At 62.7% G+C, this 18,713-nt stretch carries 17 protein-coding genes; 16 read left to right on the top strand and 1 reads right to left on the bottom strand.

The window, feature by feature from the left end; all coding sequences use genetic code 11:
• Positions 1–49: 49 nt before the first annotated feature.
• From oiaX to AC07UR_RS32230, 7 genes are all read left to right on the top strand, one after another.
• The gene (oiaX, locus tag AC07UR_RS32260; protein WP_173421102.1) at positions 50–1,306 is read left to right on the top strand and encodes a 3-oxo-isoapionate-4-phosphate decarboxylase OiaX; all 1,257 of its coding nucleotides are present in this window, start codon (positions 50–52) and stop codon (positions 1,304–1,306) included.
• Between the two features lie 28 nt (positions 1,307–1,334).
• Positions 1,335–2,669, top strand: a complete 1,335-nt coding sequence (locus AC07UR_RS32255; RefSeq protein ID WP_209793010.1) for a four-carbon acid sugar kinase family protein — start codon at positions 1,335–1,337, stop codon at positions 2,667–2,669.
• A 98-nt stretch (positions 2,670–2,767) separates the two neighbouring features.
• Positions 2,768–3,610 carry an inositol monophosphatase family protein gene (locus tag AC07UR_RS32250; RefSeq protein ID WP_412728430.1) on the top strand — a complete coding sequence of 281 codons (843 nt, stop codon included), beginning with the start codon at positions 2,768–2,770 and terminating at the stop codon, positions 3,608–3,610.
• Positions 3,611–3,689: 79 nt separating this feature from the next.
• Positions 3,690–4,301 carry a dual specificity protein phosphatase family protein gene (locus AC07UR_RS32245; RefSeq protein ID WP_209793008.1) on the top strand — a complete coding sequence of 204 codons (612 nt, stop codon included), beginning with the start codon at positions 3,690–3,692 and terminating at the stop codon, positions 4,299–4,301.
• On the top strand, positions 4,301–6,022 hold the full coding sequence (locus tag AC07UR_RS32240; RefSeq protein WP_209793007.1) for a metallophosphoesterase family protein: 1,722 nt from the start codon (positions 4,301–4,303) through the stop codon (positions 6,020–6,022). Before AC07UR_RS32245 ends, AC07UR_RS32240 begins: the two co-directional genes overlap by 1 nt.
• Entirely contained in the window at positions 6,019–6,315 is a 297-nt protein-coding gene (locus tag AC07UR_RS32235) for a MurR/RpiR family transcriptional regulator (RefSeq protein ID WP_173421098.1), read from the top strand. The genes AC07UR_RS32240 and AC07UR_RS32235 overlap by 4 nt, the downstream gene beginning before the upstream one ends.
• A gap of 54 nt (positions 6,316–6,369) precedes the next feature.
• A complete protein-coding gene (locus AC07UR_RS32230) occupies positions 6,370–8,013 on the top strand; it encodes a Na/Pi cotransporter family protein (RefSeq protein WP_209793006.1) in 1,644 nt (547 codons plus the stop codon).
• Positions 8,014–8,117: 104 nt separating this feature from the next.
• On the opposite strand, the gene AC07UR_RS32225 is transcribed toward AC07UR_RS32230, so the two are convergent.
• Positions 8,118–9,104, bottom strand: coding sequence for a LacI family DNA-binding transcriptional regulator (locus AC07UR_RS32225; RefSeq protein WP_209793005.1), 987 nt, complete (start codon positions 9,102–9,104; stop codon positions 8,118–8,120).
• Here AC07UR_RS32225 and AC07UR_RS32220 point away from each other — a divergent pair.
• The 9 genes from AC07UR_RS32220 (at position 9,103) to AC07UR_RS32180 (ending at position 18,594) form a co-directional block, all read left to right on the top strand.
• On the top strand, positions 9,103–9,291 hold the full coding sequence (locus tag AC07UR_RS32220; RefSeq protein ID WP_209793004.1) for a hypothetical protein: 189 nt from the start codon (positions 9,103–9,105) through the stop codon (positions 9,289–9,291). The two genes, AC07UR_RS32225 and AC07UR_RS32220, sit on opposite strands and share 2 nt — an antisense overlap.
• Before the next feature lie 436 nt (positions 9,292–9,727).
• Positions 9,728–11,581, top strand: coding sequence for an ABC transporter permease (locus tag AC07UR_RS32215; protein ID WP_173421094.1), 1,854 nt, complete (start codon positions 9,728–9,730; stop codon positions 11,579–11,581).
• Positions 11,581–12,714: an ABC transporter ATP-binding protein gene (locus AC07UR_RS32210; RefSeq protein WP_209793003.1), complete on the top strand. Its 1,134-nt coding sequence runs from the start codon at positions 11,581–11,583 to the stop codon at positions 12,712–12,714. The genes AC07UR_RS32215 and AC07UR_RS32210 overlap by 1 nt, the downstream gene beginning before the upstream one ends.
• A 134-nt stretch (positions 12,715–12,848) precedes the next feature.
• Positions 12,849–13,913, top strand: coding sequence for an ABC transporter substrate-binding protein (locus tag AC07UR_RS32205; protein WP_209793088.1), 1,065 nt, complete (start codon positions 12,849–12,851; stop codon positions 13,911–13,913).
• A 33-nt stretch (positions 13,914–13,946) separates the two neighbouring features.
• The gene (locus AC07UR_RS32200; RefSeq protein ID WP_412728433.1) at positions 13,947–15,080 is read left to right on the top strand and encodes an ABC transporter substrate-binding protein; all 1,134 of its coding nucleotides are present in this window, start codon (positions 13,947–13,949) and stop codon (positions 15,078–15,080) included.
• Positions 15,081–15,167: 87 nt separating this feature from the next.
• Positions 15,168–16,262 carry an ABC transporter substrate-binding protein gene (locus AC07UR_RS32195; protein ID WP_209793087.1) on the top strand — a complete coding sequence of 365 codons (1,095 nt, stop codon included), beginning with the start codon at positions 15,168–15,170 and terminating at the stop codon, positions 16,260–16,262.
• Between the two features lie 65 nt (positions 16,263–16,327).
• The gene (locus AC07UR_RS32190) at positions 16,328–17,218 is read left to right on the top strand and encodes an inositol monophosphatase family protein (protein WP_209793000.1); all 891 of its coding nucleotides are present in this window, start codon (positions 16,328–16,330) and stop codon (positions 17,216–17,218) included.
• Between the two features lie 17 nt (positions 17,219–17,235).
• On the top strand, positions 17,236–17,862 hold the full coding sequence (locus AC07UR_RS32185) for a dual specificity protein phosphatase family protein (RefSeq protein WP_209792999.1): 627 nt from the start codon (positions 17,236–17,238) through the stop codon (positions 17,860–17,862).
• A 171-nt stretch (positions 17,863–18,033) separates the two neighbouring features.
• On the top strand, positions 18,034–18,594 hold the full coding sequence (locus AC07UR_RS32180) for a methylated-DNA--[protein]-cysteine S-methyltransferase (RefSeq protein ID WP_209792997.1): 561 nt from the start codon (positions 18,034–18,036) through the stop codon (positions 18,592–18,594).
• Positions 18,595–18,713 lie beyond the last annotated feature (119 nt).

Here is an 18,713-nt window from a genome sequence, read left to right as displayed (position 1 = left end):
CAGTTTGATGGAAAGAGCCACTCCTTTCGAGCCGAAGAGAGAACCGCCCGTGATACGCATGACCTACCGGATAGAGAGCGCCGGCGACGTGGAGGCGCTCGCCGCAAAGATCGCCAGCGACCAGTCGACCGGGACCTTCGTCGCCGTCCCCGGAGAAACCGAGGAACTGAAAGCGCGGGTGGCCGCGCGTGTCGTCGCCATCCGGCATCTTGAGCCGACAGACCGGCCATCTCTGCCGGAGGAAGCCGGGGAGGCGAAGCGCTTCAACCGGGCGGATGTCGACGTCTGTTTTCCGCTCGATGCCGTTGGCACCGACCTTTCGGCGCTGATGACGATTGCCATTGGTGGCGTCTATTCGATCAAGGGCATGACCGGCATCCGCGTCGTCGACATGAAACTGCCGCCAGAGTTCGCGGCTGCCCACCCCGGACCGCAATTCGGTGTCGATGGCAGCCGGCGGCTGACCGGCGTTGCGGGGCGGCCGATCATCGGCACGATCGTCAAGCCGGCGCTTGGGTTGCGACCGCAGGAGACGGCGGAACTGGTGGGCGAACTTTTGTCTTCAGGGGTAGATTTCATCAAGGACGACGAAAAGCTGATGAGCCCGGCCTACTCCCCGCTGAAGGACCGGGTTGCGGCGATCATGCCGAAAATCCTCGATCACGAGCAGAAGACCGGCAAGAAGGTTATGTATGCCTTCGGCATCTCGCACGCTGATCCCGACGAAATGATGCGCAATCACGATCTGGTTGCTGCTGCCGGTGGCAACGCTGCTGTCGTCAATATCAACTCCATCGGCATGGGCGGCGTCGCCTTCCTGCGCAAACGGTCCAAGCTCATCCTGCACGCCCACCGCAATGGCTGGGATGTCCTGACCCGTCACGGCGGACTCGGAATGGAGTTTTCCGTGTGGCAGCAGTTCTGGCGCCTGCTCGGTGTCGATCAGTTCCAGATCAATGGCATCCGCGTCAAGTACTGGGAGCCGGACGACAGCTTCGTGAAATCGTTCAAGGCCGTCAGCACGCCGTTGTTTGCGCCGCAGGATTGCCCGCTGCCGGTCGTCGGCTCCGGGCAATGGGGTGGTCAGGCCCCCGACACCTATATGCGGACCGGCGGATCGACGGACCTTCTTTATCTCTGCGGCGGCGGCATCGTCAGCCACCCTGGCGGTGCCGGGGCGGGCGTCCGGGCGGTTCGTCAGGCCTGGGAGGCGGCCGTTGCCGGCATATCATTGGCCGATTATGCCCGCGACCACATTGAGCTTGCCCAGTCCCTTGAAAAGTTCGCCGATGGCAAGGGCGCCTGAGCGAATGCAAATCGCAGCGAGACCTTCCATGCAGACACCTTTGCTCAGCTTTTACGGCGACGACCTGACCGGTTCCACCGATGTGATGGAGGCGCTTGCGTCTCAGGGCGTCGACACGGCGCTGTTCCTGAAGATCCCGGATGCTTCACTCCTTGATCGCTTTTCGCATTGCCGTGCCTTCGGTCTTGCCGGCACGAGCCGCAGCCAGACGCCGGGCTGGATGGATGACAATCTCGCTCCCGCCTTCGCCTGGCTGAAATCTCTCGGTGCGGCGATCACTCATTACAAGGTGTGCTCGACCTTCGATTCCAGCCCGCAACTCGGCAGCATCGGCAAGGCCATCGAAATCGGTCGCGACATTTTCGGGGCGGCGGCGGTGCCGCTCGTCCTCGGCGCGCCGCAGATCCGCCGCTATACCGCGTTCGGCAATCTGTTTGCCGCCTATCGCGGTGAGACCTACCGGATCGATCGCCATCCCGTCATGAGCCGGCACCCGGTAACGCCGATGAACGAGGCGGATGTTCGCCTCCACCTCGCGTCGCAGACGGCACTTCGCTGTGGTCTTGTCGACCTTGCGGCGCTTAAGGCGGCTGACGCGGATGCGGCGAGCGATCGGGTTTTTGCAGCCGGCGACGATATCGTTCTGTTCGACGTGGCCGATGAAGAGAGCCAGGCGGTCGTCGGGCGTCAGCTCTGGCGCTTGAAGGCGGCGTCTGGCCAGTTCGTCTGCGGATCGTCGGGTGTGGAATATGCGCTGGTGAGGGCATGGCAACGGCTTGGCCTGCTGCGCGCGGCACCCACTTTTGCTGCGGTCGGGCGCGTCGATCAGATTGCGGTCGTATCCGGCAGCGTGTCGTCAACGACCGAGCGGCAGATCCGTCATGCGGTCGACAATGGTTTCGAAGGCATCGCGCTCGACGCGGTGGATTTTGCGGGCGTAGATGGAGCTGCGGCTCTCGAGGCCACAGTCGTACGCGGTCTGCAGGGCCTCGCATCCGGTCGTAGCGTGATATTCTATACGGCGCTCGGGCCGGCGGCCGATCGCGGCGCTGCCCTGTCGCTGGAGGACGGCTCCCGCCATCGGCTTGGGGAGCGGTTGGGAGCACTGCTGCAGCAGCTTGTCACGCGTGCCGGTCTTCGTCGCGCCGTCATCGCCGGCGGCGACACGTCCAGCCACGCGCTCGGCAAGCTTTCGGTTGACGCTCTGACGCTGCGGTTGCCGCTGCCGCAATCTCCTGGCTCGCCGCTTTGCGTCGCGCATAGTCACCATCCCGCTGTCGATGGCCTCGAAATCTCGCTCAAGGGCGGACAGATCGGCAAGGACGACTACTTCGCGATGATCCGCGACGGCCGCGTGGCTTAGACGTTCCGTCCATCCTCGCGATTGAAGCCGGGAATGGGGCTTGTCACCAATGAACGCGTGTGCAAAGATGCTCGCGTGTGCAAAGGAGTCATGTCCGAATGAACCTGGAACGACCATTCTATCCGAACGATCTGCAGGGTCGGGCAAAGCTCTGCAGCGACGTCATCCTGTCGGCCGGCGCGCTCGTGCTGCGGGGCTTCGAGGAGAGTGCGAGCCGCGGCTTCTCGATGAAGGGCCCGCAGGACTTTCTGACCGAGACGGATGCTGCATCCGAGGCGCATATTCGCAAGGCGATTGCCGAACACTTTCCTGATGACGGCTTCTTCGGTGAGGAAGGCGGTGGCTCGATCAGCAATCGTCTCTGGGTGGTCGATCCCGTTGACGGCACGGCCAACTTCGCCCGCAGCATCCCGCATTTCTGCATTTCGATCGCCTATATCGAAAACGGCCGGGCGGAGATCGGCGCCATCTACAATCCTGCGCTGGACGAGCTCTATTTTGCCGAGCGCGGCGTCGGTGCGACCCGCAACGGCCAGCCGATTACAGTCTCGGCGACTACCGCGTTCGAGACTGCGTCGGTTGAGATGGGTTGGTCCGGCCGTGTGTCCAACGAGATCTACCTTGAAACCATCCGCGACCTCTTGGCGCTCGGCACCAATGTCCGCAGGGCTGGCTCCGGCGCGCTGGCGCTCGCCTATGTCGCTGACGGTCGTTCCGATGCCTATATCGAGCTGCACATGAACTCCTGGGATTGTGTGGCCGGCTTGCTGCTGGTTGCCGAGGCCGGCGGCGACGTCTGCCCCTTCATGGAAATCGGCAGTCTTCGCCACGGCGGGCCGGTTCTCGCTTCCGCCCCCGGTATTGCACCGGGGATCAGCCAGGCGTCGCGGATACCGATCGCGTCGGCGGACGCGCCAGTGGCTGAACTCCGGCTCGCATGAGCGACCGCGTCAAAGAATAAAGACTGAGAATTATGGGTGGCATGTCTCTCGGCGCCGCCCGACCTCGAAAGGAAACGGCATGGATGCACCTGTTTACGCGCGACCGGCAATCAGCCTGATCGCCAAGGGCCTGGGTCCGCACAAATCAGACCTCTATATCGGCGGCAGCGATGGCGCACGCGATCTTGATCTGCTCAAGCGGCACGGCATCTCTGTGGTCGTCAACTGCGCGATTAATCTCGATATCAATTGGGTGCGTGAGGCCGACATTGACGGTGGCGGCAATCTGCGGCCCAGCGGCTATGCCGACATTCGCTACTACAAGCTTGGCCTGATCGACGGAGAAGGTAGCCCTGATACCATGATGCTCGGCGCCTACTACATCCTGGATGGCGCCTTGCGTCAGGCGATGCCGAAGCGTGAAACCTATCCCTTTGCGGATGGCGGCAATGTGCTGGTCAATTGCCGCGGCGGACGCAGCCGGTCGGTCTCGCTCGTGGCGCTGTTCCTGCACAAGCAGCAGCCGGAACTGTTCCCGACGCTCGACGCCGCCGTCGCCCATATCCGCGAACATCGCGAATTGCGTCCCGACGAATGGTTCGAGACCCCCAAGCCGATGCTCTACAACGCGGCACGCCGTGCGTCTGAATGGATCGACATGATCGCCGGAAAGACATCCGGGCAGGACTGATGTTGAAACGCAGCCAGCCGAGCATCGCCGTTATCGCCGACGCGCATTTCCACGACCTTGAAGGCGACTTCGATTTTCCCGGCATGACTATTGACGGCCAGCGGATGATGGTTCGCAGCTGGGCGGAAACGCGGCAGTCGACCCGTGTTTTCAACGAGAGCGCCAGGGCGCTTTCGGTGGCGCTGGACGAGGTGCGCGAGCGTGGCATCCAACATGTCGTGCTGCTCGGGGACTACACCGACGACGGCCAGCGGCAGACGACTGCGAGCCTGCGCCGCATCCTCGATCGGCATGCGAGCGAGCATGGCACCGCCTTCTATGCCCTTCCGGGCAACCACGACATTTTCGGCCCGGCGGGGCGCAACCACACCAAGGAGTTCCTGGATCAGGCCGGCCGCGGCGTCTGGGTGACGAGTGATCCGGCACCGATGGCCGAGGGCGCGGTCGTGACTCAGCGCATGTATTGCGAGGGCTACCCGTCCGGTCTCGGACCGATGGCTGCCTACGGCTATTTTCGCAAGCCGGACTACCTGCATTGGGAAACGCCGTTCGGTCTTGCCGAAGACGTTGAAAGCCGGCGTTACGAGGTGGCTTCGCCGGATGGACGCAACCGCTATGCGTTGATGGACGCCTCCTATCTGGTCGAGCCGGAGCCGGGCATCTGGTTGTTGATGATTGACGCCAATGTGTTCGAGCCACGGGATGGCACGTTTGAAGGCGGCCAGGAGGCCGCTTTCGTCGACAGCACCGCTGCCGGCTGGAACGCCATGCTGCGCCTGAAACCCTTCATCGTCTCGTGGATAGCCGATGTCTGTGCGCGGGCAGAGGTGCTGGGCAAGACCGTGCTCGCCTTTTCGCACTACCCGGCGCTCGATCCGTTCGATGGCGCGACCGGGGCCGAGCGGGTTCTTTTCGGGGAAACCAATGTCGCCCGGCGCACGCCGCGTGAGGCTGTCGCCGATGCCCTGCTTGGCGCCGGGCTCGCCGTACATTTCAGCGGTCATCTTCATGTCGAGGGCGTAACGCGGCGCGGGCCTGCCGAGCGTCAGATCACCAATGTGGCGGTGCCTTCGCTGGTCGCCTATCCGCCGGCCTTCAAGATCATTCAGCCTGTGAACGACGGCATCGTTGTTGATACCGTCGAGCTGCAGGCAGCGGCTCTGGATCCGCGTCTTGCGCCGGCCTATCGCCGCGAGACGGAGCAGCTCGCGGAAGCGGACGACCTCGCTTTCGGTGCCGAGGATTACGGTGCCTTCCTGAGGGCTCATAAGCTGGCATTGGTTCACCACCGCTATTTCCCCAAGGAGTGGCCGCAGGATGTGGTGAACCGCGTCTCGAAAGCCACGCTTGCAGGTATCTGCGCGGAGTTTCTCGATGCTGACGCGGCGGCGCATACCTTGCACGCGCTTGCAAATGCATGCGGAATGTCGAGCGAACAAATCGCCGCCTGCCGAATGATTGATGTCATCGCCGATTGGTACTGCCTGCGCCAGGCGGCTCACCTGGCGCTGCCTGCGATACCGCAGGAGCAACTGCGACTTTACCGCGCCCTTTCCATAAACTTCGGCCGCGAGCCGGAAGCAGGGTGGGACGGTTCTGTCGCCGGTTTCCTATCGATCTTCCTGGGTGCGTTTGCTGCCTTTCTCGACCGGGCGGAAAACGGTGCGCGGCAGATCGAGATCACTTTGCAGCGAGACGCGAAGGAGGTTGTTTGCCCATGAACGAACAGTCGCTTGAATTGCCCGGCTGGAGGCTGAAGCCGCCGGCAAGCGTCCCGGAGTTGAAGGAGGCGTTTCGCCTTGGCGCCCGCCGGCTCAAGGGCGGGCGGCTCGAAGTCGCCAAGTTCGCCCTGTCCCATCCCTATGACATCGCCTTTGCCAGCGCACGGGAAGTGGCTGAGCGGGCCGGCGTCTCGACCACGACGGTCATGCGGCTGATCAGCGACCTGGGCTTCGAGAAATACGCCGCGTTTCAGCAGTTGTTCCGCGAGGAGTTGCGGCGCGGGCGGCAGTGAAACGGCGCCCGGCGCTGCGACGGGCAGAAAAGATCGTTCGACCGGAGTGCGTTCATGGAATCGACCATCGTCAGCATCAATCTCTTCGGCGCCGTGGCGTTGCTGCTGTTCGGGCTGTCTGAGGTCAAGAATGGCGTGCAGCGCGCCTTCGGCGCCAGGCTGAAGTCCGGACTGGCCGCCGGGACGCGCGACGGCGTGCGCTCTTTTCTCGCTGGCCTTTTCGCAACGGTCGCGCTGCAGAGTTCGACCGCGACGGCGCTGATGATCGCGTCTTTCGCCGAACGCAATCTCGTGGCGCCGCGTATGGCGCAGATCGTGCTTCTGGGCGCCAATGTCGGCACCGCGATGACAGCGTGGATCGTGTCACTCGGGATCGGCTGGCTCTCGCCACTTCTCATTCTCGTCGGGGTTATCCTGTCGCGCGGAACCTCGAATGCGCGAAAGGGCGGTGGTGCTGCCCTGGTCGGCATTGGGCTGATGCTGTTGTCGCTGCATCTGATCGGTCTTGCAACGGAACCATTGCGCGCATCTGCGGCGCTTTCGGCCTTCCTCTCGATGCTCGACAATGCCTGGCCTGTCGCGCTCATCTTCTCGGCCATGCTGGCGGTCTTGGCATCCTCGAGCCTTGCCGTCGTCGTCCTCATCCTGTCGCTTGCGGCAACGGGCGGCATTTCCACGGGGCTCATTATCGTCCTGGTACTTGGTGCCAATCTCGGCGGCGCCGTGCCGCCGGTTCTGGCGACGTTGCGCTCACCGATCAGCGCCAGGCGCGTGACGATCGGCAATCTCATCGTGCGCGCCATCGGCTGCCTCGTCGCCTTGCCGCTTGCCGGCTACTCCGCGCAATTTCTCGACATCCTGCCGCTGACGCATGACAAGCTGCCCGTCGATGCCCACCTCATCTTCAATCTGGCGCTAGCGATGCTGGCCTGGCCACTGTCGCGACCGCTCGCAGCACTGACAGCGCGGTTGTTGCCGGACGCGGCGCGGATGTCGGACGTGCCGAGCTATCTCGACGAGGAAAAGCTCTCGACGCCGGTCGCAGCCCTTGCCGGCGCCAGCCGCGAGGTCCTCGCCGTCGGTGATCTGATCGAGAGCATGCTGGTCCAGGCCAGCGACGCGCTCCAGCATGCGGACCCCTCGAAACTGGCCAGCATCAGCACGCTCGAGGGTCGGGTCGACCGACTGCAGCATCAGATCAAGGTCTATGTCTCGCGCCTCGGCCAGGCGGAGATCGGTGAAGACAACCGCCGCCGGGCGATGGATGTCGTCGACTATGCCATCAACCTCGAACATATCGGCGATATCATCGAAAAGGGTCTGCTGGCCGAACTTGCAAAGAAGATTTCGCGCGGCTTGGCGTTTTCGCGGGATGGCCATGAGGAACTGACGCGGCTCTTTGCGATTACGCTCGACAATCTGCGCATGGCGCAGACGGTGTTTGCAACGCGCGATGCAGGCCTGGCGCGAAGGCTGGTGGAAGTGAAGGAAGATGTGCGCCGGCTCGAGCGGCAATCGGCCGATCGGCACCTGCAGCGCCTGCGCGACGGCCGGGCGGAAAGCATCGAGACCAGTTCGCTGCACCTCGACATGTTGCGCGACCTCAAGCGCATCAACGCCCACATCGCATCGGTTGCGCACCCAATCCTCGACGACAGCGGCCTGCTGATTGAAAGCCGCATCCGCCGGGCCGGATAGGTTCGTCCCGAGCGTTCCGACTTCAGCGGAAGCGCGGAAATGCTTTATCGTCTTTTACGCATGTGCAGACGGAAAACCGCTTTGCACTTTTCCTGGAAATGCTTCTAGCGCACCGTCTTGCGCTCGATCATCGAGACGGGCACCACCTGTAGCCGGGTCGCGGGTTCGTCCGTTTCAAGCGCCGTCAGCACATTGTCGGTCAAGGTCGACAGGGACTGGACAATTGTCGTCAGCTCATAACTCTTCCAGCCTGCTTGCGGAATATCGTCGAAGCCGATGACCGAGACATCCTCGGGCACGCGTCGATGCATTTCGATCCGGGCGGCATCTAGGAAGCCGAGCGCCAGGAGGTCGGTAACGCAGAATGCCCCGTCGATCTTCTTGTCGCGCAAGATTTCGCAACCGGCCTGATAGCCGCTTTCGTAGCCGGTCGGACCGTCCGACCAGGCGACCACTTCGACGCCGGCCGTCTGCATCCTTTGTGTAAATGCCGTTGCCCGGCGGACCTGGGCGGGCGTCTGGCTGGCGCTTGAGACGACCGCGACCTTCTGGCATTTGGCGGCAATCAGCCGAAGCGCGGCAAGATCCGCGCCGTGCGAATCGTCGCTCAGCACCATGTTGGTGTCGGTTCGGTCGAGCCGCTGATTGACCAGGATCAGCCGCACACCATTGGCGATGCACTCGTCGACGATCGAGGACGGAGGCTCGCCGGACAGCACGACGATCGCCTGGGCACGGAATTCGAACAGCAGTTCGATCAGCGGTGCGATATCCTTGCGGGCATCGGCGGCATTCAAAAGCAGGCACTGAAGTCCGCGCCGGAGCAGGCCGATGCTCAAGAGATCGAGTTGCTTGGAAATGAAGGGCGCGCTGAGATTGGTGCCGACGACGCCGATCAGGTTGGAGCGGTCGTTGTTCAACCCCTGGGCCAGCCGGTTAACCCGATAGCCGAGTTCGCGCGCAGCCTTCAGCACCTTGCGCCGGACGGCCTGGGAAACGCTGGCACCGGGTGTAAAGGTTCGCGAGACCGCCGAGCGCGATACGCCCGCACGCTTTGCGACTTCCTCTGCCGTAACGAACCCTCGTGCCATGGTTTTCCTCAAGAATCAGCTCGGGGTCATCTGGGCCACAAAAGCCGGTTCATTCCAACGAAAAAGTGTCGCTGGCCTTGGTTGGTGCTGGCCGCCGAACGCCTCGCGCGCGCTGCAAACCCGGCTGTTTGCCTCAATGTTCCGCATGCCGCTGGAGGCGTCTCGGCTGATGGTCGCGATGCAGTGATCACGTGTTCGAAGAAAGTCGTAACAATGCAAAAAGATATGCAATAAAAACAATGATATAGATCATTGCGCACGTGTGCATTTTTTTGTTGACAAGCGAAGCCTCACAATGGATCATGTATTCCATAGGCGGCTCCGAAATGGAATTTTCGTTCCGCCTATGTTCGTGGTGTTGGCGACAGCTTCTGAGGAGTGGCTGGAAGCCATCGGACCCGATCCAAAACAGGATCGTTTGAACGGGGTCGGTCGCGAACAGGGAGGATTGGATCGATGACGACGCATCGCGTTTTCGCGGCAGATTGCCCAGCCCGACATGGGGCGGGGGTGGGTGCCCGTGCGACTTTGCCTGATCTCCCCGTTCGCATGTTGGCTCGGCCGCGAGGCGCCCGGTGCACAGCCGGATCGTGTTGCGAGGCGGGATCTCAAGGGGACAGAGCATGGCTTTTCTAAGTGATTCAGCGAAGGCGTCGCCGACAGCGGGCGGCGAGGCGTCCGCGCCTTCGGCCTGGCAGGTCTGGCGATACCGGTTGAAGGTCGCCTCGCGGGAGCCGACGACATTGATCGGCGTGCTGACGGCGCTGCTCTTTACCTATCTGATCGTCGTGCCGATCATCTCCATCGTGCTCGATGCGGTGCGAGTGCAATTCGGGCATGAGCGCCGGCTCGGCAAGGATTTCGGCGACCTGACGCTCTATTATCTCGACCGGACGTTCACGTCCCCGGTCTCCGTCGATCTCTTCTGGCGACCTCTGTTTAACACGCTGTCGGTTGCCGTCGGCGCGATCCTGCTGTCGCTGTTGATCGGGACAATTCTTGCCTGGCTGATCAGCCGCACCGACATGTTCGGACGGCGCTGGTTCGCGACCGCGCTGATCGTGCCCTATATGCTTCCCGCCTGGACCTTCGCGCTTGCCTGGACGACCCTGTTCAAGAACCGCACGGTCGGTGGCCAGCCGGGCTGGTTCGAGGCGCTCGGATGGACGCCGCCTGACTGGGTTGCCTATGGCCGCTTCCCGATCACCATCATCCTTGCCCTGCATTACACCCCCTTCGTCATCCTGCTGTTCGGCTCGGCGCTGCGGCGCTTCGATTCCCAGCTCGAAGATTCTGCCCGCATCCTCGGTGCCAAGCGCTACCAGGTGGCAATGCAGATCATCCTGCCGCTGATGCGGCCGGCGCTGATGTCGTCGATGATCCTGATTTTTGCAAAGTGCCTGGGCGAGTTCGGCGTGCCCTATGTGCTCGGCTTGCCGGTCAAGTTCGAGGTGCTCTCCACCTCGCTCTTCCGCAGCATCGCCTCACGCCAGACAGGTGTCGCCGGTGTCGTTGCCGCCTCCATCATGCTGATCGGCATCATCACCCTGATGATCGATGCCCGACTGGTGCGCGAAGCGCGCCGCTTCGTCACCATCGGCTCCAAGGGCTCGATGAACCGGCAGAGCCGGCTCGGCAAACTGAGGCTGCCCGCAACGGGATTTGCCGCAACCATCTTCATGCTGAGCGTCGGACTGCCGCTGCTCACCCTGTTCCTGTCGACGGTCATGAAGCTGCCGGCGCAGTTCACGCTCGACAACTTCACGCTCGACTACTGGATCGGCCAGGATCTGCACACCGTGGCGCTGCAGACCGGCGTGCTGCTGAGCCCGGACCTCTGGGCCGCGGCCAAGAACACGCTGATGATCGTCGGCCTCGCCTCTATCGCGTCCGGCATCCTCGGCCTGCTTGTCGGCTATGTCGTCATCCGCACGCCGGTTCGGGCGCTGTCGGTCTACCTGCGTCAGGTGACCTTCCTGCCCTATCTGGTGCCCGGCATTGCCTTTGCGGCCGCTTACCTCTCGCTCTTTGCGGTTCCGAGAGGTCCCATGCCGGCGCTTTACGGCACCGTCACCATCCTGGTGCTGGCGCTGATGGCCGACCAGATGCCCTACGCCTCGCGGGCCGGGATCTCGGCGATGACCCAGCTTGGCAAGGACCCGGAAGAGGCGGCGCAGATCGCCGGCGCCGGCTGGTTCCGGCGGATGATGTCGATCGTCATCCCGATCCAGAAGGGCTCGCTCGTCACCGGTGTGCTGCTGCCGTTCATCTCCGGCATCAAGGGCCTCAGCCTGTTCGTCATCCTCGCCGTGCCCAGCACTGATGTCCTGACGACCTATTCGCTGCGGCTTGTCGATTACCACTACACCCAGGCGGCAAACGCGGTCGTGCTGATCATCGCGGCCATCGCCTATCTCGGAACTCTGGCAGCCCAGAAGCTGACCAAGACCAATCTTGCAGAAGGACTCGGAAGCTGATGCCCACTATCAATCTGCGCGGCGCCCAGAAGAATTATGGCGTCAACTCCGCCAATGCCGTCTCCAACCTCGATCTGGAAATCCGCGACGGAGAATTCATGTGCCTGCTCGGCCCGTCCGGCTGCGGCAAGACGACGACCTTGCGCATGATCGCCGGTCTTGAAAACCTGTCGGGCGGCGAGATCCGCATTGGCGACCGGGTGGTTGATTCCATCTTCGAAGGCGTCTTCGTGCCGCCGGAGAAGCGCGAAATGGGCCTGGTCTTCCAGAGCTACGCGCTCTGGCCGCACCTTACCATCGAGCGCAACACAGACTTCGGCCTGCGGCTGCGCAAGCTGCCGAAGGCCGAGCGCGAGGCCCGGGTCGAAAAGGTCATGCAGGCGCTCGACATCGCCAAGTACCGCGACCGCTACCCGTCGCAGCTTTCAGGCGGCCAGCAGCAGCGTGTGGCCCTTGCCCGCATGCTTGCCGTCAATCCGGGCGTGCTGCTTCTCGACGAACCATTGTCGAACCTCGACGCGCGGCTGCGGCTCGAGATGCGCGCCGAACTCAAGCGCCTGCACAAGGAATTCAAGACGACGATCGTCTTCGTCACCCACGACCAGTGGGAGGCGATGACGCTGGCGACGACCATCGCCGTGATGAACGAAGGCACGCTGCAGCAGATGGGCACGCCGAACGACATCTATGATCGCCCCGCCAACCGCTTCGTTGCCGAATTCGTCGGCAGCCCGCCGATCAACATCCTGTCCTTCGACAAGAAGGGCACGTCGGATGTTGCCAAAGAAGTCGAGGCTTACCTCTCCGCCCGCTACCCCAGCCTGCGCGGCATCGGCTCCGTCGGTATTCGCCCGGAAGCGCTGAGCTACGCGACAAGGAAGGAAGACGTTCCGCAGGGCAGCTTCAGCGGCAAGATGATCGTGACCGGCATCCTGCCGACCGGCGGCAGCTGGATCCTGGAGCTGAAGAGCGACAGCCACACGCTGTTCCTGACGACGCATGCGCTGCCGCGGCTCGAACTCGGGGAAAAGGTCCGCTTCTTCGCGCCACCGGAGGCGCTGCACGTCTTCGACAAGGACGGCCAGCGCATTGCCGAGGCAGACAAGCTGCTGCGCAGCGCGAAGCTCAACTGACGACATTAATGATCGCATCAACCGAAAGACGAACACCGCTTACTGAGGAGGAGCAGTCGATGCATTTTCGGAAGAATGGAAAAACAGACAATACCAGGCGCTGCCTGTTGTGGACGACGGCCTTTGCCGGCCTCATGGCCGGGCAGGCGATGGCTGAGGAGGCCTTCGATCTGAATGCCCTGATCGAAGCGGCCAAGAAGGAAGCGCCGATCACCGTCTATGACAGCACCGGCAAGATCGTCGAAATGGCCAAGGCCTTTTCGGCCAAGTACGGCGTCGCAGCCGAAGGCTCCAAGGTCAAGGCGACGGCGCAGCTGGAAATGATCATCCGCGAGGCGCGCGCCAACAACATCCAGGGCGACGTGTCGATCATCAGCGATGCGCCGGCAGCGATGGCGCAGCTGATCCCGCAGGGCTTTGCCGAGAGCTGGCTGCCGCCGGACATGGCCTCGAAGATCCCGCAGCAGTACCAGAGCCCGCTGACGGTCGTGACCAGCGCCAACGTCTGGGCCTACAACACCGAGCTTTACGACAAGTGCCCGGTCACCAACATCTGGCAGCTGACCGGCCCTGAGTGGAAGGGCAAGGTCGCCATGCAGGACCCGCTCGGCAAGGCGTCCTATGTCGACTGGTTCAACCAGATGGCAAAACATGGCGATGACAAGGTCGCAGCCGCCTACAAAGACCTCTACGGCAAGGAACTGGAACTCGACGACGGCAGCGCGACCGCAGCCTGGGTGAAGGCGCTTGCCGCCAATGCGCCGCTTCTGACGGATGCGGATGCCGCGGCTGCCGATGCCGTCGGTGCACCGGGCCAGTCGCAGCCGTTCATGGGGCTGATGAGCTCGGCGAAATTCCGCGACAATGCCGAGAAGGGCATGAAGCTCGGGCTCTGCACCGACCTGAAGCCCTGGCTCGGCTGGATGTATCCGGGCGTCGGCCTGATCACCAAGGGTACCAACAGCCCGAACGCGGCGAAACTCTTCATCCACTACGTCATGACCGAGGAAGGCATCGCGCCGCAGGCGGCCGACGGCAAGATGTCGACAAACACCGACGTCGCACTTCCGGCTGACGAGCCCTCGGGCATCGGCAAGGTTCTCGACCAGGTTCTGCCCTACCAGATGGACACGAGCCTCGACGACTGGGATGCGCGCGAAACCTGGCAGGATTTCTGGCGGGTTAACTACCAGAAGTGATGGCTCAGCCGGGAGAGTGACGACATGACAGAAATGAAACGCAGCGCGTTGCGCGACCGCCCATTAGCCTGGGCGGTCGCAGGTAGCCTTGCTGCCATGACACTGACCTGTGGGCCGGCGAAGGCTGAAGAAGCCTTCAACCTCGACGCCCTGATCGAGGCGGCAAAGAAGGAGCCGCCGATCACCGTCTATGCCGTCACCGGCAAGATCGTCGACACGGCCAAGGAGTTCTCGGAAAAATACGGCGTTGAGGCGACAGGCAAGAAGGTCAACGAAGCCACGCAGGTGGAGTTGATGATCCGCGAACACCAGGCCGGCAACATCCTCGGCGACGTCAGCGTGGCAACCGACGTGGCATCGGCAATCGGACAGTTGCTGCCGGAAGGCATTGCCACCAGCTGGACGCCTCCGGATCTCGCCAAGGATATTCCTGAAAAGCAACGCAATCCTCTTGTTGTTGTCTCGGACCCTCACGTCTTCACCTACAACACCGAGAAATACGACAAGTGCCCTGTGACCAACATCTGGCAGCTGACCGAGCCGCAATGGCGTGGAAAGCTGGCGATGCTCGATCTCTTCGACAAGCCGCTCTATGCCGACTGGTTCAATCAGATAGAGACGCACCGCGACGCCGATGTCGCCCGCGCCTACCGAAGCCTTTACGGCAAGAAGCTGGAGACGAACGGCGAAAGCGCGACGGCTGCCTGGGTCAAGGCCTTTGCCGAAAATGGCCCGCTGCTGGCGGATTCCACGACGGTCGCCAATGCCGCCGGCGCGCCGGGGCAGGCCGAGCCGTTCTTCGTCATCACCTCGACGGCGAAGTATCGCGACAACCTGACGAAGGGCCTGAAGCTCGGCATCTGCGCCGGTGTCGAGCCGTTTTCCGGATTCCTCTATCCGGGTTTCGGCCTGATCGCGGGCCAGACCAAGAGCCCCAATGCCGCTAAGCTGTTTGTCCGTTACCTGATGACGGAAGAAGGCATCGCGCCTCAGACCGAAGACGGGAAGATTTCGGGCAACTCGACGATCGGCCTGCCGGCCGATGAACCCTCGGGCGTTGCGAAGTATCTCGATCAATTGATGGCCTTCGATACAGCAACGGCCGGCGACGACCTCGACAAGCGCGAGGCCTGGCAAGATCTCTGGAGAATAAACCACCGAAAATGACGTGACGGGCGGTGCCGATCACCGAGCGCAGTTTCCTTGGGAGGGGAAGCGATGACGACAGAAAAGAAGAGAGTGCGTGGCATGACGATGACAGCGGCGGCGTTTGCAGCCGGCCTGCTTTCGACGCAGGTCCATGCGGCCGACGGCCTCGATCTGGATGCGCTGATTGCCGCGGCCAAGACGGAAAAGCCGATCAACGTCTATGACAGCACCGGCAAGATCGTCGAAATGGCCGAGGGCTTTACCGCCAAGTACGGTGTCAAGGCGACCGGCGTCAAAGTGTCGGCGAACAGCCAGTTGGAAATGATCATCCGGGAAAGCCAGGCGGGCAACGTGCAGGGCGATGTCGCGCTGATCACCGACGCGCCGGCAGCACTCGCGCAACTCCTGCCGCAGGAATTCGTCGAGAGCTACCTGCCGGCCGACATGGTCGCGAAAATCCCGGCGGAGTTCCAGAACCCGCTGGCGATTTCGACCAACGCCAACGTCTGGGCCTACAACACCGAAGCCTACGACAAATGCCCGGTGGCCAATATCTGGGAGCTGACGGAGCCGAAGTGGAAGGGCAAGGTTGCGCTCGTCGACCCCTTGACCAAGGGCACCTATACCGACTGGTTCAACCAGATGGAAAAGCACGCCGACGACAAGGTCGCCGGCGCCTACAAGACCTATTTCGGCAAGGACCTGGCAACCGAGGAGAAGAGTGCGTCGGCCGCCTGGATCAAGGCGCTGGCGCAGAACGCGCCTCTGGTCACGGACGGTGATGACCCGGTGGCGGAAGCGGTCGGGGCGGCTGGACAGAAGGAGCCCTTCTTCGGCCTGCTCTCGTCGGCAAAATTCCGCGACAACGAAGGCAAGGGCTACAAGCTCGGTATCTGCAAGGATCTCAATCCCTGGGTCGGCTGGACCTACGTCAAGCTCGGCCTGATCGCGACGAAGACGCAGAGCCCGAATGCGGCAAAGCTCTTCATCCACTACATCCTGACGGAAGAAGGCATCGCGCCGCAGATGAAGGACGGCAAGCTGCCGACCAACACAGACATCAAGATGCCGGCTGACGAGCCCTCGGGACTGATGACGGTCGCCGATCGCCTGTTCGGCTACAATTCTTCGACCGGTCTTGAGGACTTCGACCGGCGCGAGGAGTGGCAGGATTTCTGGCGTGTGAACTACAGCAAGTGAAACAATGCCGGCGCGCCATCGGGTGGCGCGCCGGCCTTTCTCGATAAGGAATGGATCAGAACGACATGGAAAAGCGTCTCCCCGCAGCGACCTTGCCGACGGCAGGCCCCGAACAACGGCTGGAGCGGTCGAGGCGTCTTGTCGCGATTGCCCGCGGGGCCGCGGACGAAGTGCGCGATCCACTGCTGAAAGCCTTCCGCTCCGATATGGTGGTCGACTACAAGCGCGACCTGCATGATGTCGTCACCATTCATGACAAGCGCGCCGAAGCCACCATTCGCGATTTCATTTTTGCGCAGGAGCCGAATTCGGCCATGCTTGGCGAAGAGGGCGGACAAGTGGGCGACGGCGATATCCAGTGGTATGTCGACCCCATCGACGGCACCTCGAACTTCGCCAGCGGACTGGCGTTCTGGTGCGTGTCGATCGCCGCCGTCGAACAGGGGGAGGTCGTTGCCGGCGTCGTTTATGATCCGGTCGCCGACTTGATGTTTTCCGCCGATCTCGAGCACGCCTATCTCAATGGAGCGGTTATCTCCTCGCAAGCGGTCGATGACGAGAACCGGGCAACGCTGATTACCGGCTATCCCGTGTCGCGCGATTTCCGCCTCGATGGCCGTGAGGCCGCGCTCACCAATCTCGGGGAGTTCGTGGAGACATTTTCAACACTTCGGCGGCCGGGCAGTGCCGCCCTCAGCATCGCCCATGTGGCGGCGGGCTGGGCGGATGCGGCGACCGGCTTCGGGGTCAATTCGTGGGATGTGGCGGCGGCGACGTTGATCTTGAAGAATGCCGGCGGCCGTTACGAGCCGCTGACGCTCGGCAAGGTGCCGGCGGATGCGCCCGACTTCATGTGTCCCGGCTATATCGCCACAGGCGCCGGCGCAAATTATCCGACATTGCAGCGCGTCGCGCGGGCGATCTCGGACAAACGCATTGCCGCGGCGGCAAGCTGAAAAGGCACGAGGAGAAGATGTTGGACATTATCCAGGAGACCGAGACGAAGCCACAGGCGTCGGCCGAACTTGCCAAACTCAGCCTCGTCTATGAACAGCACCCGCTTTATGGCGTCGATATCTATATTGCCGGCAAAGAAGGGACGAGCGACCTCGATCTCCTAAGGCAGAACGGCATCACCACCGTCGTCAATTGCGCCGTCAATCTTGACTTCAATTTCGTCCGGCAGGCACAGCTCGTGTCCGATCACGAAGGCAGTGTCTACGGCCCGGGCGAGATCCGTTACTACAAGATCGGACTGATCGACGGCGGCGGCAATCCCGACACGCAGATGCTGGCAGCCCACTACATCCTGCGCGCCGCGCTGGAGCAGGTGCTGCCGGAAAAACCGTCCTATCCGCGCCGCGAGATGGGCAACATTCTGATCAACTGCCGCGGAGGGCGGTCGCGTTCGGTCATCGTCGTATCGCTGTTTCTGCACCTGACCCTGCCGGCCGAGTTCCCGACGCTGGATGCGGCGATCGCCTTCGTGCGCAACCGTCGCGGCCTGCCGGAGAACGAATGGTACAAGGCGCCGAAGGCAGTGCTGATCGAATCAGCCGAGCGCGCAGCAGGCTGGGCGAAGATGATCGACGCAAAGTAGGACCGCTGCCGCTTCGGCGTCGGGCTGCTCCCGATCAGAGCGTGGTGACGCAGATCTGCCGGCCAGTTTGGTCTGATGCCTGTTGGTGATTGCCTTTGAGCGCAGGAATCGGGTTGAATTCGCCGGCCGTCCGCACGATTTTCATTGGGTATGAAACGTGAGGACGGTGCGATGGCGCAGACTGTTCACAGCTACCTTGTTTTCGAAACCGACGCCGGATTCTGCGGCATCGCCTGGAACGCCGTCGGCATCACCCGTTTCCAGCTGCCGACCAAAAAGGCTGAAGAGACCGAACGGCTGCTGCTGCGCCGGCTCGTTGCCGGCGAGCCGGGTACCCCGACGCGCGACGTCGCCGACGCGGTTGCCGCGGTTCGGCGCTACTTCAGCGGCGAAGAGGTCGATTTCACTGACATCAAGCTCGACCTCGAAGGCCAGGATCCGTTCTTCAAGCGGATCTACGCCGCCGCACGCAGGCTCGGTTGGGGGCAGACCACCACCTATGGCGCCCTGGCAAAGGAGCTTGGCGTCGGTCCCGAAGCTGCCCGCGACGTTGGCCAGGCGATGGCGAAGAACCCGGTGGCGCTGATCATTCCCTGCCACCGGGTGTTGGCCGCCGGCGGCAAGGTCGGCGGCTTTTCGGCTCCGGGCGGTTCGACATCGAAGATCCGCATGCTGGAACTCGAAGGCGTGCATCTCGGCCCGCCTGAGCCCGCGCAGCAATCGCTTTTCTGATCACGGTCGCCTGCGAGGGGCGCACACCGCGCCGATGGCATCGCCCAAACAACTGGTCGACGTCGCCGCGGTCTATGCAGGCCTTCTAAGCACGGCGCGATAAAGATGGGGGATGAGCC

It is taken from the genome of Ensifer sp. GW821-FHT05G01, from assembly GCF_059419585.1.
The sequence above is the reverse complement of the archived record's forward strand: the minus strand, read 5'-3'. Positions and strand labels throughout refer to the sequence as shown.

Coding starts and splice junctions, on each gene's coding strand:
- AC07UR_RS32255 (WP_209793010.1), top strand. CDS start 1,335: ATGCAGACACCTTTGCTCAGCTTTTACGGCGACGACCTGACCGGTTCC.
- AC07UR_RS32250 (WP_412728430.1), top strand. CDS start 2,768: ATGAACCTGGAACGACCATTCTATCCGAACGATCTGCAGGGTCGGGCA.
- AC07UR_RS32245 (WP_209793008.1), top strand. CDS start 3,690: ATGGATGCACCTGTTTACGCGCGACCGGCAATCAGCCTGATCGCCAAG.
- AC07UR_RS32240 (WP_209793007.1), top strand. CDS start 4,301: ATGTTGAAACGCAGCCAGCCGAGCATCGCCGTTATCGCCGACGCGCAT.
- AC07UR_RS32235 (WP_173421098.1), top strand. CDS start 6,019: ATGAACGAACAGTCGCTTGAATTGCCCGGCTGGAGGCTGAAGCCGCCG.
- AC07UR_RS32230 (WP_209793006.1), top strand. CDS start 6,370: ATGGAATCGACCATCGTCAGCATCAATCTCTTCGGCGCCGTGGCGTTG.
- AC07UR_RS32220 (WP_209793004.1), top strand. CDS start 9,103: ATGGTTTTCCTCAAGAATCAGCTCGGGGTCATCTGGGCCACAAAAGCC.
- AC07UR_RS32225 (WP_209793005.1), bottom strand. CDS start 9,104: ATGGCACGAGGGTTCGTTACGGCAGAGGAAGTCGCAAAGCGTGCGGGC.
- AC07UR_RS32215 (WP_173421094.1), top strand. CDS start 9,728: ATGGCTTTTCTAAGTGATTCAGCGAAGGCGTCGCCGACAGCGGGCGGC.
- AC07UR_RS32210 (WP_209793003.1), top strand. CDS start 11,581: ATGCCCACTATCAATCTGCGCGGCGCCCAGAAGAATTATGGCGTCAAC.
- AC07UR_RS32205 (WP_209793088.1), top strand. CDS start 12,849: ATGGCCGGGCAGGCGATGGCTGAGGAGGCCTTCGATCTGAATGCCCTG.
- AC07UR_RS32200 (WP_412728433.1), top strand. CDS start 13,947: ATGAAACGCAGCGCGTTGCGCGACCGCCCATTAGCCTGGGCGGTCGCA.
- AC07UR_RS32195 (WP_209793087.1), top strand. CDS start 15,168: ATGACAGCGGCGGCGTTTGCAGCCGGCCTGCTTTCGACGCAGGTCCAT.
- AC07UR_RS32190 (WP_209793000.1), top strand. CDS start 16,328: ATGGAAAAGCGTCTCCCCGCAGCGACCTTGCCGACGGCAGGCCCCGAA.
- AC07UR_RS32185 (WP_209792999.1), top strand. CDS start 17,236: ATGTTGGACATTATCCAGGAGACCGAGACGAAGCCACAGGCGTCGGCC.
- AC07UR_RS32180 (WP_209792997.1), top strand. CDS start 18,034: ATGGCGCAGACTGTTCACAGCTACCTTGTTTTCGAAACCGACGCCGGA.